This window comes from Micromonospora sp. NPDC006431 (assembly GCF_042870725.1).
Classification (GTDB): Bacteria; Actinomycetota; Actinomycetes; order Mycobacteriales; family Micromonosporaceae; genus Micromonospora.
The window spans coordinates 184,533-199,246 of record NZ_JBIAHQ010000013.1 but is presented as its reverse complement, the minus strand read 5'-3'; the positions used below and the strand labels follow the sequence as shown (position 1 = coordinate 199,246).

At 72.7% G+C, this 14,714-nt stretch carries 11 protein-coding genes; 7 read left to right on the top strand and 4 right to left on the bottom strand.

Going from position 1 to position 14,714, the window contains the following annotated elements:
- Positions 1–141 precede the first annotated feature (141 nt).
- Positions 142–345: a cold-shock protein gene (locus tag ACFYM6_RS22740; protein ID WP_387278403.1), complete on the bottom strand. Its 204-nt coding sequence runs from the start codon at positions 343–345 to the stop codon at positions 142–144.
- 179 nt (positions 346–524) lie between these two features.
- On the opposite strand from ACFYM6_RS22740, the gene ACFYM6_RS22735 reads away from it, so the two are divergent.
- On the top strand, positions 525–1,199 hold the full coding sequence (locus ACFYM6_RS22735; protein WP_387278401.1) for a class I SAM-dependent methyltransferase: 675 nt from the start codon (positions 525–527) through the stop codon (positions 1,197–1,199).
- A 100-nt stretch (positions 1,200–1,299) separates the two neighbouring features.
- Positions 1,300–1,920: a DedA family protein gene (locus tag ACFYM6_RS22730; protein ID WP_387278399.1), complete on the top strand. Its 621-nt coding sequence runs from the start codon at positions 1,300–1,302 to the stop codon at positions 1,918–1,920.
- 63 nt (positions 1,921–1,983) lie between these two features.
- Here ACFYM6_RS22730 and ACFYM6_RS22725 read toward each other — a convergent pair whose 3' ends face one another.
- Both ACFYM6_RS22725 and ACFYM6_RS22720 read right to left on the bottom strand, forming a co-directional pair.
- Positions 1,984–2,637, bottom strand: coding sequence for an MBL fold metallo-hydrolase (locus tag ACFYM6_RS22725; protein ID WP_387278398.1), 654 nt, complete (start codon positions 2,635–2,637; stop codon positions 1,984–1,986).
- Positions 2,638–2,644: 7 nt separating this feature from the next.
- Positions 2,645–3,364, bottom strand: coding sequence for a maleylpyruvate isomerase family mycothiol-dependent enzyme (locus ACFYM6_RS22720; protein WP_387278396.1), 720 nt, complete (start codon positions 3,362–3,364; stop codon positions 2,645–2,647).
- Between the two features lie 545 nt (positions 3,365–3,909).
- Between ACFYM6_RS22720 and rsgA the strand changes: the two genes are divergently transcribed.
- From rsgA to ACFYM6_RS22695, 5 genes are all read left to right on the top strand, one after another.
- Entirely contained in the window at positions 3,910–4,989 is a 1,080-nt protein-coding gene (gene rsgA / locus ACFYM6_RS22715) for a ribosome small subunit-dependent GTPase A (RefSeq protein ID WP_387278394.1), read from the top strand.
- A 203-nt stretch (positions 4,990–5,192) separates the two neighbouring features.
- Positions 5,193–8,135, top strand: coding sequence for an excinuclease ABC subunit UvrA (gene uvrA / locus ACFYM6_RS22710; protein ID WP_387278392.1), 2,943 nt, complete (start codon positions 5,193–5,195; stop codon positions 8,133–8,135).
- Positions 8,136–8,327: 192 nt separating this feature from the next.
- A complete protein-coding gene (locus tag ACFYM6_RS22705; protein WP_387278390.1) occupies positions 8,328–8,816 on the top strand; it encodes a Rieske (2Fe-2S) protein in 489 nt (162 codons plus the stop codon).
- Between the two features lie 87 nt (positions 8,817–8,903).
- Positions 8,904–10,844: an excinuclease ABC subunit UvrC gene (gene uvrC / locus ACFYM6_RS22700; RefSeq protein ID WP_387278388.1), complete on the top strand. Its 1,941-nt coding sequence runs from the start codon at positions 8,904–8,906 to the stop codon at positions 10,842–10,844.
- Positions 10,845–11,895: 1,051 nt separating this feature from the next.
- On the top strand, positions 11,896–12,549 hold the full coding sequence (locus tag ACFYM6_RS22695) for a C39 family peptidase (protein WP_387278386.1): 654 nt from the start codon (positions 11,896–11,898) through the stop codon (positions 12,547–12,549).
- Between the two features lie 164 nt (positions 12,550–12,713).
- On the opposite strand, the gene recQ is transcribed toward ACFYM6_RS22695, so the two are convergent.
- Positions 12,714–14,567: a DNA helicase RecQ gene (recQ, locus tag ACFYM6_RS22690; RefSeq protein ID WP_387278384.1), complete on the bottom strand. Its 1,854-nt coding sequence runs from the start codon at positions 14,565–14,567 to the stop codon at positions 12,714–12,716.
- Between the last annotated feature and the right edge of the window lie 147 nt (positions 14,568–14,714).

The following is a 14,714-nucleotide window of genomic DNA, read 5'->3' as shown; positions in this document are numbered from 1 at the left end:
GGGGGGGGCGGGCGGGCGGCGCGCGGGGGGGGGGGGGCGGGGGGGGGGGGGGGGGGGGGGGCGGGGGGGGGGGGGGGGGGGGGGGGGGGTGGGGGGGGGGGGGGGGGGGGGGCCCCCCCCCCCCCCCCCGCCGGCACGAAACTACATCGGGCGGACGTTGTCCGCCTGCGGGCCCTTCTGCCCCTGGGTCACCTCGAACTCGACCTTCTGACCCTCCTGCAGCTCGCGGTAGCCGCTGCTCTGGATGGCCGAGTAGTGGACGAACACGTCCGGACCCCCGCCGTCCTGCTCGATGAAGCCGAAGCCCTTTTCCGAGTTGAACCACTTGACCGTGCCGGTTGCCATGCGTCTCTCCCTGTTCAAAGCGGGTGAGCACCGGCCGCGGCCGATGATCGCCCTGTACCTTCTCGACAGTAACCGGCCGAACCGGGATCTGCTGGCGGAAGTGCCGGGCGTGCCTCGCGAATACGCGTCGAGCGGAAAAATCCCTCCGGGTGGAGTCGGCACCCGGCATGCTTGGCCCGATGAGGGCACAGACCGCGCTGGCCGACCTGGAACGGGAGATCGCCGCGCCCGGCGGCGGCCTGGACCGGCTCCGGCTGGTCGCCACGCCGTTCGTGCCCGAGGTACGGCTGCACGTCGCCGAGGACGCGATCCTCTGGTGGGCCCGGATGGAGGCGGCCGCCGGACAGCCGCTGCCGCCGCCGTACTGGGCGTCGGTCTGGGCCGGCGGCCAGGCGTTGGCCCGCCACCTGCTCGACCATCCCGAGCTGGCCGCCGGCCGGCGGGTGCTCGACCTGGCCGCCGGGTCCGGGCTGGTGGCCATCGCCGCGGCGCTCGCCGGGGCGGCGCGGGTGGTCGCCAACGACGTCGACCCGTACGCGGTCGCCGCCGTCACGGTCAACGCCCGGGCCAACCGGGTGGCCGTGGCCGCCACCGCCGGCGACCTGCTGGACGGCACCGTCCGCACCGACCTGCTGCTGGCCGGGGACATCCTTTACGACGCCGTGCTGGCCGAGCGGGTGCTGCCGTTCCTGCAGCGGGCCGCCGACCGGGGTGTCCAGGTGCTGGTCGGCGACCCCGACCGGGGACACCTGCCGCCGGACCGGCTGGAGGTGGTGGCCAGCTACCCGGTGCCGACCACCGAGCCCTCGGTCGACTCCCCGGTACGCCGGGTGCAGGTGCTGCGTCCCCGATGACCGGTGCGGGCCGGTTCGGGGCGACCCCGAGCCGAAATCAGGGGAGGGTGGGGGATCCGGCCGGATGTGCGCCCGTAGCGGGGGCCATACCGTACGCGGCATGACGGATCTGCTGGAGGTCGGGGAGCTGCCCACCACCCTGCTGATGGGGATGCTGGGCATGGTCATGCTCGCCGACGCCGTACCCCTGATCGGGGTGCTGGTGCCCGGCGACGCCGCGGTGCTCGCCGCGGTCGGCGCGGGCCGGCCGGCGACCGGGCTGGCCACCGTGGCGGCGGTGGTGGCCGGCTGCCTCGCCGGCTGGTCGCTGAGCTTCCTGGCCGGGCGGCGCTGGGGCGAGCGGCTGCGGCGCAGCCGGCTGGGTGACTGGATCGGTGAGTCGCGCTGGGTGGCCGCCGAGGCGCTCCTGCACCGCGGCGGCGGCCGGATGGTGCTGGTCGCCCCGTTCCTGCCGGTGTTCAACGCGCTGCTGCCGCTGGCCGCCGGCGGACTGCGGATGCCGTACCGGAGGTTCGTGGCCTGCGCGGCGCTCGGTGCGACGCTCTGGGCCGGCGCCTACGTGGCGCTGGGCATCGCCGCCCGGGCGCTGGCCGGGCTGCTGCCCGGGGTGCCGAACCCGACGGTGCTCACCATGGCGGTCGGCCTGCTGCTCGCCGCTCCGGTGCTGCTCGGCACCCGGCGCCGGCTCCGCGCGGTGACCGGCGCGGGCGCGGCGTCCTGAGTGGGCCGGCCGGAAACCTGACGCCGTCGGCGCCGACCCGCCGGGCCGGCGCCGACGGGCGGCTCACCAGCCGCGGGCCCGCCACTGCGGCAGGGCAGGGCGCTCGGCGCCCAGCGTGCTGTCCTTGCCGTGCCCCGGGTAGAACCAGGTCTCGTCCGGCAGCCGGTCGAACAGCTTGTGCTCGACGTCGTCGATGAGCTGCCCGAACCGCTCCGGGTCCCGGTCGGTGTTGCCGACGCCGCCCGGGAAGAGGCTGTCGCCGGTGAACAGGTGCGGGATGCCGGACGGGTCGCGGTAGAGCAGCGCGATCGAGCCCGGGGTGTGGCCCTTGAGGTGGATCACCTGCAGGCCGCAGCCACCGACCGCGACGGTGTCGCCCTCGTGGAGCGGCTCGGCGGGGATCGGCAGCCCCTCGGCGTCGTCGGCGTGCACCAGCGGGCGGGCGCCGGTCTTGGCGACCACCTCCTCCAGGGCCACCCAGTGGTCCATGTGCCGGTGTGTGGTGACCACCGCGGTGAGCCCGCCGTCGCCGACCAGGTCGAGCAGGCGCGGCGCCTCGTTCGCGGCGTCGATCAGCAGCTGCTCGCCAGTGTCCCGGCAGCGCAGCAGGTAGGCGTTGTTGTCCATCGGACCCACCGACACCTTGGTGATGGTGAGCCGGTCGAGCTCGCGGACGGCCGGCTCGCCGCCGGGCGTGACGTCTCCGGTGTAGGTCATGGGACAGCTATATCCATTCCGGTGGGTTCGGCAGGGTACCGTCGGGGGTGACGGTGAGCACCTCGCCCGCGGTGCGGCCGATCAGCCAGGCGGCGAGGTCCGGCGCGGCGCCGGAGACCGTGGGCGCGCCGGCCGGGTCGCCGATGCCCAACTCGTGGCAGCCGCTGCCGGGGAAGCGCAGCACCATCGCGGGTGCGGCGGCCCGGTCGGCCAGGTCGGCGGCGACCTCGTGCAGCAGCCGGTGGCTGAACGCCTCCGGCCAGTCCGCGGGCCGGTAGCCGGCGGCCAGATCCACGTGGTGCACCTCCACCTCGCGCAGCCGGCCCCAGACCAGCAGGGCGGCCACCCGGGGGCCGCGTGGTGTCCGCACCGTCGCGGTCCACGCCTCGGGCGGCATGGCCGCGACCGCCGCGGCGAACCGGTCCGCGGACCGGCGCAGGTCGTCCAGGTGGGCGGCCGGCGGCCGGGCGGCGCCGGCCTCGATGTCGGCGACCCGGGCCGCCGGGCTGGTGTACATCGGGACGGCCTCGCCGGTGCGGGCGGCGGTGAGCAGGTTGACGAAGCCGTCGGCGTTGCGGGCCAGGTGGGTCAGCACATGCCCGCGGGTCCAGCGCGGCAGCAGCGAGGCGGCGGCGACGTCCGCGGCGTCGAAGGCGGCCACGGTACGCAGCAACCGGGCGGTGGCGTCGGCCACCTCGCCGGTCAACAGCAGCGGATCGTTGCTCACGGCGCCACCTCGGTTCGCGACTGCGGGGCTCGCAAACCCGGCTCACTCCTCGCGCTCACGCCGCCACCTCGGTTCGCGACTGCGGGCTCGCAAAACCGGCTCACTCCTCGCGCTCACGCCGCCACCTCGGTTCGCGACTGCGGGCTCGCAAAACCGGCTCACTCCTCGCGCTCACGCCGCCACCTCGGTTCGCGACTGCGGGGCTCGCAAACCCGGCTCACTCCTCGCGCTCACGCCGCCACCTCAGTTCGCTCGCCGGCGGCGCGAGGCGCCCTGCCACAGAGCCTGATGGTTCGCTCGCTGCGCTCGCTCACGAACCGACCCTAACGGTCGGGCGCCGCCGCGTCGTCGGGGAAATCGCTTTCGGCGCGTCGGCCCGCGCCCTTACCGTCGGTCCGACGGCTACAGGTCGCGGCGCGGCGTCAGACGCGCCGAGCTGAAGTCGTCGCAGAACGCGGCACCGGGAGTCGGGACGGAGGTGGTGAGCATGCCGGTCCTAGCACGCGTGTTCCGCCATGAACCCCCTCGACACCGATGAGGACACCATGACACTCGATCTGACCGCCCTCGGCTGGGACGCCGACTGGGCGGCACACGTACGACGGCGCACCGACCACCGTCCGGGCCGGGTGGCCCGGGTCGACCGGGGGATCTGTACCGTGCTGTGCCCGGAGGGCCCGGTCCGGGCCAGCCTGGGCGGCGCGGTGCTGGCCGCCGCCGCCCGCGACCTGGCCGCGCTGCCCTGCGCCGGTGACTGGGTGCTGCTGGCCACCTGGCCGGACGGGCCGGTGACCGTCGAGACGGTGCTGCCCCGCCGCACCGCGCTGGTCCGCCGGACCGCCGGCAAGGACGCCAGCGGCCAGGTGCTCGCCGCCAACCTGGACGCCGCCGCGGTGGTGGAACCGGTGCACCCCGAGCCGGACACCGCGCGGATCGAGCGGCTGCTCTCCCTGGCCCACGAGTCCGGGGCCGAGCCGCTGCTCGTACTCACCAAGACGGACCTGGCCGCCGACCCGGCGGCGGTCGCCCGGCAGCTCGAAGCCGTCGCGCCCGGGGTGCCGGTGCTGCCGGTCAGCGCCGAGCGCGGCGCCGGGCTGGGCCCGCTGCGCCGGTACGTCGCGCCGGGGCGGACGCTCGGGCTGCTCGGGCCCTCCGGCGCGGGCAAGTCGAGCCTGGTCAACGCGCTCGCCGGGGCGGACGTGATGCGGACCCAGGCGATCCGCCGGGTGGACGGCAAGGGCCGGCACACCACCACCTGGCGGGCGCTGGTGCCGATCCCCGGCGGGGGCGCGGTGCTGGACACCCCGGGCGTCCGGGCGGTCGGCCTGCTGGACGGCTCGGCTGGGCTGGACCGGGCCTTCGCGGACATCGCCGAGCTCGCCGCCGGCTGCCGCTACGCCGACTGCGCACACGAGGCCGAGCCGGCCTGCGCGGTGCGGGCGGCACTGGAGAGCGGGGAGCTGTCCGTCCGGCGCTGGGAGAGCTGGCGCCGGCTCCAGCGGGAGGTGGCGTACGAGAGCCGGCGCCGGCAGGCCCGGCTGGCCGCCGAGCGGCGGGGAAGCTGGCGGGGCGAGCGGCGGCGCACGGCGCGTCCGGCGTCGCCGCCGGCTCCCGGCGGATACTGAGTCGAGCACCGGTCGCGCCGGCCCCTCGGAGCCGGCGCGACCGGGCCGACCTGGGGGAATGTGCGCACGACGAAAGTTGTCGTACCTCGGGGCTAGAGTTGCTCGGGCGTCTTCCCTGCGCCTCGACAACCTCGAAAACCGCTCAGACCACGCTCCGAGCGGACAGATCCGCCTCACATTCTTTCTCCGGGAGCACACGCACCGTGGCCGACCGACTGATCATCCGTGGCGCGCGCGAGCACAACCTCCGTGACGTCAGTCTCGACCTGCCCCGGGACGCCCTGATCGTCTTTACCGGCCTCTCCGGGTCGGGCAAGTCGAGCCTGGCGTTCGACACCATCTTCGCCGAGGGCCAGCGCCGCTACGTCGAGTCACTGTCGTCGTACGCCCGGCAGTTCCTCGGCCAGATGGACAAGCCCGACGTCGACTTCATCGAGGGGCTCAGCCCCGCGGTCTCCATCGACCAGAAGTCCACCTCGCGCAACCCGCGCTCCACCGTCGGCACCATCACCGAGGTCTACGACTACCTCCGGCTGCTGTTCGCCCGCATCGGCGAGCCGCACTGCCCGATCTGCGGCGAGCGGATCTCCCGGCAGACCCCGCAGCAGATCGTCGACCGGGTGCTCGGCATGGCCGAGGGCACCCGGTTCATGGTGCTCGCCCCGGTGGTGCGCGGCCGCAAGGGCGAGTACGTCGACCTCTTCGCCGAGCTGCAGGCCAAGGGCTACGCCCGGGCCCGCGTCGACGGCGTGGTGCATCCGCTGACCGAGCCGCCCAAGCTCAAGAAGCAGGAGAAGCACACCATCGAGGTGGTCATCGACCGGCTCAGCGTCAAGGCCAGCGCCAAGCAGCGGCTGACCGACTCGGTCGAGGCGGCGCTCGGCCTCTCCGGCGGCCTGGTGCTGCTCGACTTCGTCGACCTGCCCGAGGACGACCCGGCCCGGGAGCGCCGCTACTCCGAGCACCTGGCCTGCCCCAACGACCACCCCCTCGCGATCGAGGACCTGGAGCCCCGGGTCTTCTCCTTCAACGCCCCGTACGGCGCCTGCCCGGAGTGCACCGGCCTCGGCACCAAGAAGGAGGTCGACCCGGAGCTGGTGATCCCCGACCCGGAGCGCACCCTGCGCGAGGGCGCGATCCAGCCCTGGTCGACCGGGCACAACCTGGAATACTTCCTCCGCCTGCTGGAGGCCCTCGGCGAGGCCGAGCACTTCGACATCGACACGCCGTGGCGGGCGCTGCCGTCCCGGGCGCAGAAGACGATCCTGCACGGCTCCGACGACCAGGTGCACGTCCGCTACCGCAACAAGTACGGCCGCGAGCGCTCCTACTACACCGGCTTCGAGGGCGTGGTGCAGTGGATCGAGCGCCGGCACACCGACACCGACTCGGAGTGGTCGCGGGAGAAGTACGAGGGCTACATGCGGGACGTGCCCTGCGCGGCCTGCGGGGGCGCCCGGCTCAAGCCGGAGGTGCTCGCGGTCACCCTGGCCGGCAAGAGCATCGCCGAGGTCTGCAACCTCTCCGTCGGCGAGGCGGCCGACCTGCTGGCCGGCATCGAGCTCACCGACCGGCAGAAGATGATCGCCGAGCGGGTGCTCAAGGAGATCAACGCCCGGCTGAAGTTCCTGCTCGACGTCGGGCTGGACTACCTCTCCCTGGACCGCCCGGCGGGCACCCTCTCCGGCGGTGAGGCGCAGCGCATCCGGCTCGCCACCCAGATCGGGTCCGGCCTGGTCGGCGTCCTCTACGTGCTGGACGAGCCGTCCATCGGCCTGCACCAGCGGGACAACCACCGGCTGATCGAGACCCTGCTGCGGCTGCGCGGGCTGGGCAACACGCTGATCGTGGTGGAGCACGACGAGGACACCATCCGGGTCGCCGACTGGATCGTCGACATCGGCCCGGGCGCCGGCGAGCACGGCGGCAAGATCGTGCACAGCGGGTCGGTGCCGGCGCTGCTGGAAAACGCGGAGTCGGTCACCGGGGCGTACCTGTCCGGGCGGAAGGTGATCCCGACGCCGGGCCACCGCCGGCCGCAGACCCCCGACCGCGAGCTGGTGGTGCACGGGGCGCGCGAGCACAACCTGCGCAACCTCACGGTGAACTTCCCGCTCGGCCAGCTCATCGCGGTCACCGGGGTCAGCGGCTCGGGCAAGTCCACGCTGGTCAACGACATCCTGTACGCGGTCCTGGCCAACCAGATCAACGGCGCCCGGCTGGTCCCCGGCCGGCACACCCGGATCAGCGGCCTGGAGCACGTGGACAAGGTGGTGGGCGTCGACCAGTCGCCGATCGGGCGTACGCCGCGGTCGAACCCGGCCACCTACACCGGCGTCTGGGACCACATCCGCAAGCTGTTCGCCGAGACCACCGAGGCCAAGGTCCGGGGGTACGGGCCGGGCCGGTTCTCGTTCAACGTCAAGGGCGGCCGCTGCGAGGCGTGCTCCGGCGACGGAACCATCAAGATCGAGATGAACTTCCTCCCGGACGTCTACGTCCCCTGCGAGGTGTGCAAGGGCGCCCGGTACAACCGGGAGACCCTCGAGGTGCACTACAAGGGCAAGACGGTCGCCGAGGTGCTGGACATGCCGATCGAGGAGGCGGCCGAGTTCTTCTCCGCCATCCCGGCCATCCACCGGCACCTCAAGACCCTGGTCGACGTGGGTCTCGGGTACGTCCGGCTGGGCCAGCCCGCCCCGACGCTCTCCGGCGGTGAGGCGCAGCGCGTCAAGCTCGCCTCGGAACTGCAGAAGCGCTCCACCGGCCGGACCGTCTACGTGCTGGACGAGCCCACCACCGGCCTGCACTTCGAGGACATCCGCAAGCTGCTGATGGTGCTGGAGGGTCTGGTCGACAAGGGCAATACCGTGATCACGATCGAGCACAACCTCGACGTGATCAAGACGGCCGACTGGATCATCGACATGGGCCCCGAAGGCGGTCACCGGGGCGGCACGGTGCTCGCCACCGGCACGCCCGAGGAGGTCGCCGAGGTGCCGGAGAGCCACACCGGCCAGTTCCTGCGTCCGATGCTCAAACTCGACGGCGAGGCCAAGGGCGCCACGGCGGCCACCACCCGGGCGGCGCGGGCGAACGGCACCGCCAGGTCACGTGCCCGTAAGGTGCCAGCCGGAGCCCGCTGAGCCGAGCGGTGCGGCGGCGCCCGGCGCACCCGCCGGCCCGCCGCACGGCCCGTCCGCGCGGCGAAGCCGGGGCGTTCTGGGTTTCGGTACCCATTTCGTGACGCGCTCGTATGAACCGCGCGGCACAGTCATCCGTGTCCAGAAATGGACACGGATCATGATGGGTGGCGGCAGTCGAGAGAGAGGCCGGACATGAGTGACGATCAGGTGGGAACCGAGCCGGGTACGCAGACGCGCCGAGCCCTGCTGGCGGGCGCCGGCGCGGTCGGCGCGGCAGTGGTGCTCGCCGCCTGCGGCGACAACGAGGGCGCGGGTTCGGGGACCCCGGCGCCGACCAGCGGCGGCCCGGGTGCGACCGGCGCCGGCGACGCCGAGGGCGGTAACCGGGACAGCATCGGCCCGCTGACCCGGACCACCGACATCCCGGTCGGCGGCGGCGCGGTGTTCGCCAGCAAGGGCGTCGTGATCACCCAGCCGGAGCCGGGCCAGTTCAAGGGCTTCGACCCGATCTGCACCCACCAGGGCTGCCCGGTGTCGAACGTCGACGGCGGCACCATCAACTGCACCTGCCACAACAGCAGGTTCTCGATCGTCGACGGATCGGTGAAGCAGGGCCCGGCCACCCGGCCCCTGGCCCCGAAGAACATCAAGGTCACCGGCGACCAGATCACCCTCGCCTGAGTGCTCGGCGGCGTCCCCCGCCCGCGGGTCCGGGTGGGGGACGCGTGGCGGCGGTGGGGTGTCGGGGGTGCGGACTAGGCTTGCGGCGTGGCTGACCCCTCGACCTATCGTCCCGCACCCGGCACCATCCCGGAGTCGCCAGGGGTCTACCGCTTTCGCGACGGCACCGGCCGGGTGATCTACGTCGGCAAGGCGCGAAGCCTGCGCAGCCGGCTCAACTCCTACTTCGCCGACCCGGTCAACCTGCACCAGCGCACCCGGCAGATGGTCTTCACCGCCGAGTCGGTGGACTGGATCACCGTCGCCACCGAGGTCGAGGCGCTCCAGCAGGAATACACCTGGATCAAGCAGTACGACCCGAAGTTCAACGTCCGCTACCGCGACGACAAGTCGTACCCGTACCTGGCGGTGACCCTGGACGAGGAGTATCCGCGGCTCCAGGTGATGCGCGGCGCCAAGCGCAAGGGGGTCCGCTACTTCGGGCCGTACTCGCACGCCTGGGCGATCCGCGAGACGCTGGACCTGCTGCTCCGGGTCTTCCCGGCGCGGACCTGCTCCTCCGGCGTGTTCAAGCGGGCCGGTCAGGTCGGCCGCCCCTGCCTGCTGGGCTACATCGGCAAGTGCTCCGCGCCCTGCGTCGGCAGTGTCACCGCCGAGCGGCACCGGGAGATCGTCAACGGCTTCTGCGACTTCATGGCCGGCCGCACCGACACCATGGTCCGGCGGCTCGAACGGGAGATGCAGGAGGCCAGCGAGGAGCTCCAGTTCGAGCGGGCCGCCCGGCTGCGTGACGACCTGGCCGCGCTGCGCCGGGCCATGGAGAAGCAGACGGTGGTGCTCGGCGACGGCACCGACGCCGACGTGGTGGCCTTCGCCGACGACCCGCTCGAGGCCGCGGTCCAGGTCTTCCACATCCGCGACGGCCGGGTACGCGGCCAGCGCGGCTGGGTGGTGGAGAAGACCGAAGACCTGAGCACCGGCGATCTGGTGCACCACTTCTGCACCCAGGTTTACGGCGGCGAGCAGGGCGAGGCGGACGTCCCCCGCGAGCTGCTGGTCCCGGAGCTGCCCAGCGACGTCGACGCGCTCGCCGACTGGCTCTCCACGCGCCGGGGCAGCCGGGTGTCGTTGCGGGTCCCACAGCGTGGCGACAAGCGGGCGCTGCTGGAGACCGTGGAACGCAACGCCAAGGACGCGCTCGCCCGGCACAAGCTCAAGCGGGCCGGCGACCTGACCACCCGCAGCAAGGCCCTCGACGAGATCGCCGAGACGCTCGGCATGCGGACATCGCCGCTGCGCATCGAGTGCTTCGACGTCTCGCAGATCCAAGGCACCGACGTGGTCGCCAGCATGGTCGTCTTCGAGGACGGGCTGCCCCGCAAGAGCGAGTACCGGCGGTTCATCATCCGGGGCGCCAGCGACGACCTCTCCGCGATGTCCGAGGTGCTCCGCCGGCGTTTCGCCCGCTACCTCGACGCGCGCGCCGAGACCGGGGAGATCGGCGAGGAGACCGCCGGCGACCCGGACCGGCCCGGCATCGACCCCACCACCGGGCGTCCGCGCCGGTTCGCGTACCCCCCTCAACTGGTCGTGGTCGACGGCGGCGCGCCACAGGTGGCGGCGGCCGCGGAGGCGCTCGCCGAGCTGGGCATCGACGACGTGGCGCTCTGCGGGCTGGCCAAGCGGCTGGAGGAGGTCTGGCTGCCCGACGACGAGTTCCCGGTCATCCTCCCGCGCACCTCGGAGGCGCTCTACCTGTTGCAACGTGTCCGTGACGAGGCGCACCGGTTCGCCATCACCTTCCACCGGCAGCGGCGCTCGAAGCGGATGACCGAGTCGGCGCTCGACAACATCTCCGGCCTGGGCGAGGTACGCCGGAAGGCCCTCCTGCGCCACTTCGGCTCGCTCAAGCGCCTCTCCGCCGCCACCGTCGAAGAGATCACCGAGGTGCCCGGGGTGGGGAAGCGGACGGCGGAGGCGATCCTGGCCGCCCTCGACGAAGGCGCCAAGCCGACTCCCACCCCCTGACTCGCCCCAGCCCGCCGCGCGTCCCAGGTCTTTGCGAGAAACGGTGCCGCGCCGGTCGGTGCCGAGTCAGCGGAGGCTGCTGCCGAGCCTTTCCGTGCGCACCGGCCGCCCCTGACGGTGGTTCGGGCCCTCTCGCTGTGACTCTTGGCGGCTTTGCCCTCCGCCCGAGCGGAAAGTCTCCAAGGTCTGGGTCTCGCGGGCGGTGTCCGAACCCGCGCATGTGCCCGGTCTGGCCGTCAAGAGGGTGTGCGGGCGACGACGTTCGGGGCGTCAACATCGCCCGCCTGCCATCGAAGTGGTTTGACGGAACGTGACGGCCGGCTGAGTCGGCCTTGAGGCACGCACCGTAACCGGGAGGCGTTCTTGACGAATACGCACGCCAGCCATCGGAGAGGGGCTGAGCAGGTGTTTCCTCCGCCGGCTTCGCCAAGGGGGATTGTTCCCGTCCTCGCTTTGCTCTGCAGCCAGATACGCAGCTGTCACGGTCTGTGAGTGTTGCGTATGTGGCTGCAGAGCAAAGCAGGGTGCGGATGGGTCTGGTCCACGGCGGGATGTGACGGTGGGTGAGGGTCGACCCGTGCGGGTGGCCCTCGACTGTTTCGTGCCGGAGGTCCGTCGACACCCGTTCGGTCCGCCGTGCGCGGGATGGGCTGTCTGGTGGGGTCTGGCTGGGCGTGGTGTGTCCGGTTCAGGCCTGGCTGTCCGGTGGCGGGGGTGGCCCGGTGGAATCAGGCCCGGGCCGGGGGCGTTGAACATGGCTGACCGCGCCGGATCTGCGACCCGATGGTGGCCCCGGCTGCGGCGGAATGATCGGCCCCCGGCCGTGGTTACATCCCCGGGCCGCGCAGCAGGCCGCGAGGCCTCGGCCAGGTCCCCCGGAACGCCGGGTGGAATGATCCCCGACCCCCGGTCGTTACACCCGGAACGCCCCGCGCAGGCCCCCAGGGCCGCCGGGCAGATTCCCCTTTCTGACTTTCCCTTTCACGCGGCGCCCGCGCATCCCCCTTCGCGTGTGTGTGCCGTTCCCCCGAACTGAAAGGTTCTGATCATCATGCGTACCCACACCATCCTGCGTAAGACCCTGCTGACCACTGCCGGCATCGCCGCCACCGCCGGTGGCATCGCCGGACCCGCCATCGCCGCCCACGCCGCCCCCGCCAAGCCCGCCGACAAGCCGCAGGCCAGCAAGAACGGTGAGCGGGAACTGAACGTGCGCTACGAGGCCCAGCCGAACTTCTACTACTGCGGCCCCGCCGCCACCCGCAACGCCCTCTCCGTCCAGGGCAAGAACATCAACATCGACGCCATGGCCAAGGAAATGGGCACCACCGAGAACGGCACCAACAGCATCAACGACATCACCCCCGTCCTGAACAAGGAAACCGGCAGCAACAACGCCTACCACTCGGTCGAGATCAAGGACGCCAAGGCCGACGACAAGCAGACCGACACCCTACGCGCCGACATCGTCCGCACCATCGACAACGGCCGCGCCGTGGTCGCCAACATCGCCGGCACCACCACCGACACCGACGGCAACACCCACTCCTTCGAAGGCGGCCACTACATCAGCGTCGTGGGCTACCACGACAACGGGAAGACCGTGACGATCGCCGACTCGGCCAACCCGAACACCGCCTCCTACCGGATCAGCGTCGACAACCTCGCCGACTGGATCGCCACCCGCGGCTACTCGACCTCCTGACACACCAAACAACCCGAAGGGCCGGCCCCCCCACCAGGGGCCGGCCCTTCTTCGGCAACTTCACCGCCGGCTCCCCGGGGACCGGCACCCGGCCGACCCCACCACGGGGCCGGCCGTTGTCGTCTCCCGATGACGGCCGAACCGGTGGCGGCGACGCGTGGCGGTCAGGCAGGTGCGTCGGCCTCGGCGAGTACGGCGAGGATCTGCTCGCCGTACTTGGCGAGCTTGTTCTCGCCGACGCCGTTGATCCGGGACAGCTCGGTCAGCGAGGCCGGCGCCTCGGTGGCGATCTGGCGCAGGGTCGCGTCGTGGAAGATGACGTACGCGGGCACGCCCTGATCCTTGGCGGTGGCCCCCCGCCAGGCCCGCAGCCGCTCGAACACCGGGGCCGCAGCGGGGGTGAGCTCGGCGACGACGCTGGCCGCGCCCCGCGGTTTCGCCGACCGGGCGGACACCGGCTTCTCCGGCTCCCGCCGCATGGTGACCGTACGCCGGCGGCCCAGCACCTCGGCGCTCGCCTCGGTCAGGGCGAGGGTGCCGTAGTCGCCCTCGACGGCGAGCAGGCCCTCGGCGAGCAGTTGCCGCACCACGCCCCGCCACTCCGCCTCGCGCAGCTCGGTGCCGATGCCGAAGGTGGTCAACGAGTCGTGGCCGTACTGGTCGATCTTGTCGGTGCGTTTACCGAGCAGGATGTCCACGCAGTGCCCGGCGCCGAAGCGCTGGTTGCGTTCCCGGTCCAGCCGGTAGACGGTGGAGAGCAGCTTCTGCGCGGCGACCGTGCCGTCCCAGGACTCCGGTGGTTCGAGGCAGGTGTCGCAGTTGCCGCAGCCGCCCGCGCCGGTCTCGCCGAAATACTCGAGGAGCTGCGCCCGGCGGCAGCGGACCGTCTCGCAGAGGGCCAGCATCGCGTCCAGGTGGGCGGCGAGGTTGCGCCGGTGCGCCAGGTCGCCCTCGGAGGTCTCGATCATCTTGCGCTGCTGGACCACGTCCTGGAGCCCGTACGCCAGCCAGGCCGTCGACGGCAGGCCGTCCCGCCCGGCCCGGCCGGTCTCCTGGTAGTAGCCCTCGACCGACTTCGGCAGGTCGAGGTGGGCGACGAAGCGTACGTCCGGCTTGTCGATGCCCATCCCGAACGCGATGGTGGCGACCATGACCAGCCCGTCCTCGCGCAGGAAGCGCTGCTGGTTGGCGGCCCGGGTCCGGGCGTCCAGCCCGGCGTGGTACGGCAGGGCCGGGATCCCGTTCGCCACCAGGAACTCGGCCGTCTTCTCCACCGACGCGCGGGACAGGCAGTAGACGATGCCCGCGTCGCCCGGGTGCTCGTCGCGCAGCAGGCTCAGCAGCTGCTTGCGCGGCTCCCGCTTGGGCACGATCCGGTACTGGATGTTGGGCCGGTCGAAGCTGGCCACGAAGTGTCGGGCGTCGGTGAGCTGGAGCCGGGTGGCGATCTCCGTACGGGTGGCCTTGGTCGCGGTGGCGGTGAGCGCGATCCGCGGCACCCCCGGCCAGCGCTCGTGCAGCATCGAGAGGTTGAGGTAGTCGGGGCGGAAGTCGTGCCCCCACTGGGAGACGCAGTGCGCCTCGTCGATGGCGAACAGCGCGATCCGGCCCCGCTCCAGCAGGCCGACCGTGGCGCGGCCGGCCAGCGCCTCCGGGGCGAGGTAGAGCAGGTCCAGTTCGCCGGCGAGGAAGGCGGCCTCCACCCGCCGCCGCTCGCCCGGCTCCTGCGTCGAGTTGAGGAACCCGGCGCGGGCTCCGACGGCGGTGAGCGCGTCGACCTGATCCTGCATGAGGGCGATCAGTGGCGAGACGACCACCGCGACCCCGTCCCGGACCAGCGCGGGGATCTGGTAGCAGAGCGACTTGCCGCCCCCGGTCGGCATCAGCACCAGCGCGTCTCCGCCGGCCACCACGTGCTCGACGACCTCCTGCTGGAAGCCCCGGAAGGCGTCGTAGCCGAACACCCGGCGGAGCACCCGCAGCGCGTCCTCGGTCCGCTGATCGGTGGGGGAGACCATCCGCGCAGTCTACGAGCGCCCCCGACAGCGCCCCGCCCCGGCGAGCGCGTCGCGGGGTCCGCGGGGCCCGGCCGGCCCGGGCCACGCCGGGCGGGCCCGGTCGGGCGGCCGGGGTGGGGCACACCGGTGGCGCGGGAGTGGTCACCG

Bases quoted from the DNA above. Each gene is read 5' to 3' on its own strand.
- ACFYM6_RS22730 (WP_387278399.1), top strand. From the start codon at position 1,300: ATGACGGATCTGCTGGAGGTCGGGGAGCTGCCCACCACCCTGCTGATG.
- ACFYM6_RS22705 (WP_387278390.1), top strand. From the start codon at position 8,328: ATGAGTGACGATCAGGTGGGAACCGAGCCGGGTACGCAGACGCGCCGA.
- recQ (WP_387278384.1), bottom strand. From the start codon at position 14,567: ATGGTCTCCCCCACCGATCAGCGGACCGAGGACGCGCTGCGGGTGCTC.
- ACFYM6_RS22695 (WP_387278386.1), top strand. From the start codon at position 11,896: ATGCGTACCCACACCATCCTGCGTAAGACCCTGCTGACCACTGCCGGC.
- ACFYM6_RS22725 (WP_387278398.1), bottom strand. From the start codon at position 2,637: ATGACCTACACCGGAGACGTCACGCCCGGCGGCGAGCCGGCCGTCCGC.
- rsgA (WP_387278394.1), top strand. From the start codon at position 3,910: ATGACACTCGATCTGACCGCCCTCGGCTGGGACGCCGACTGGGCGGCA.
- ACFYM6_RS22735 (WP_387278401.1), top strand. From the start codon at position 525: ATGAGGGCACAGACCGCGCTGGCCGACCTGGAACGGGAGATCGCCGCG.
- ACFYM6_RS22740 (WP_387278403.1), bottom strand. From the start codon at position 345: ATGGCAACCGGCACGGTCAAGTGGTTCAACTCGGAAAAGGGCTTCGGC.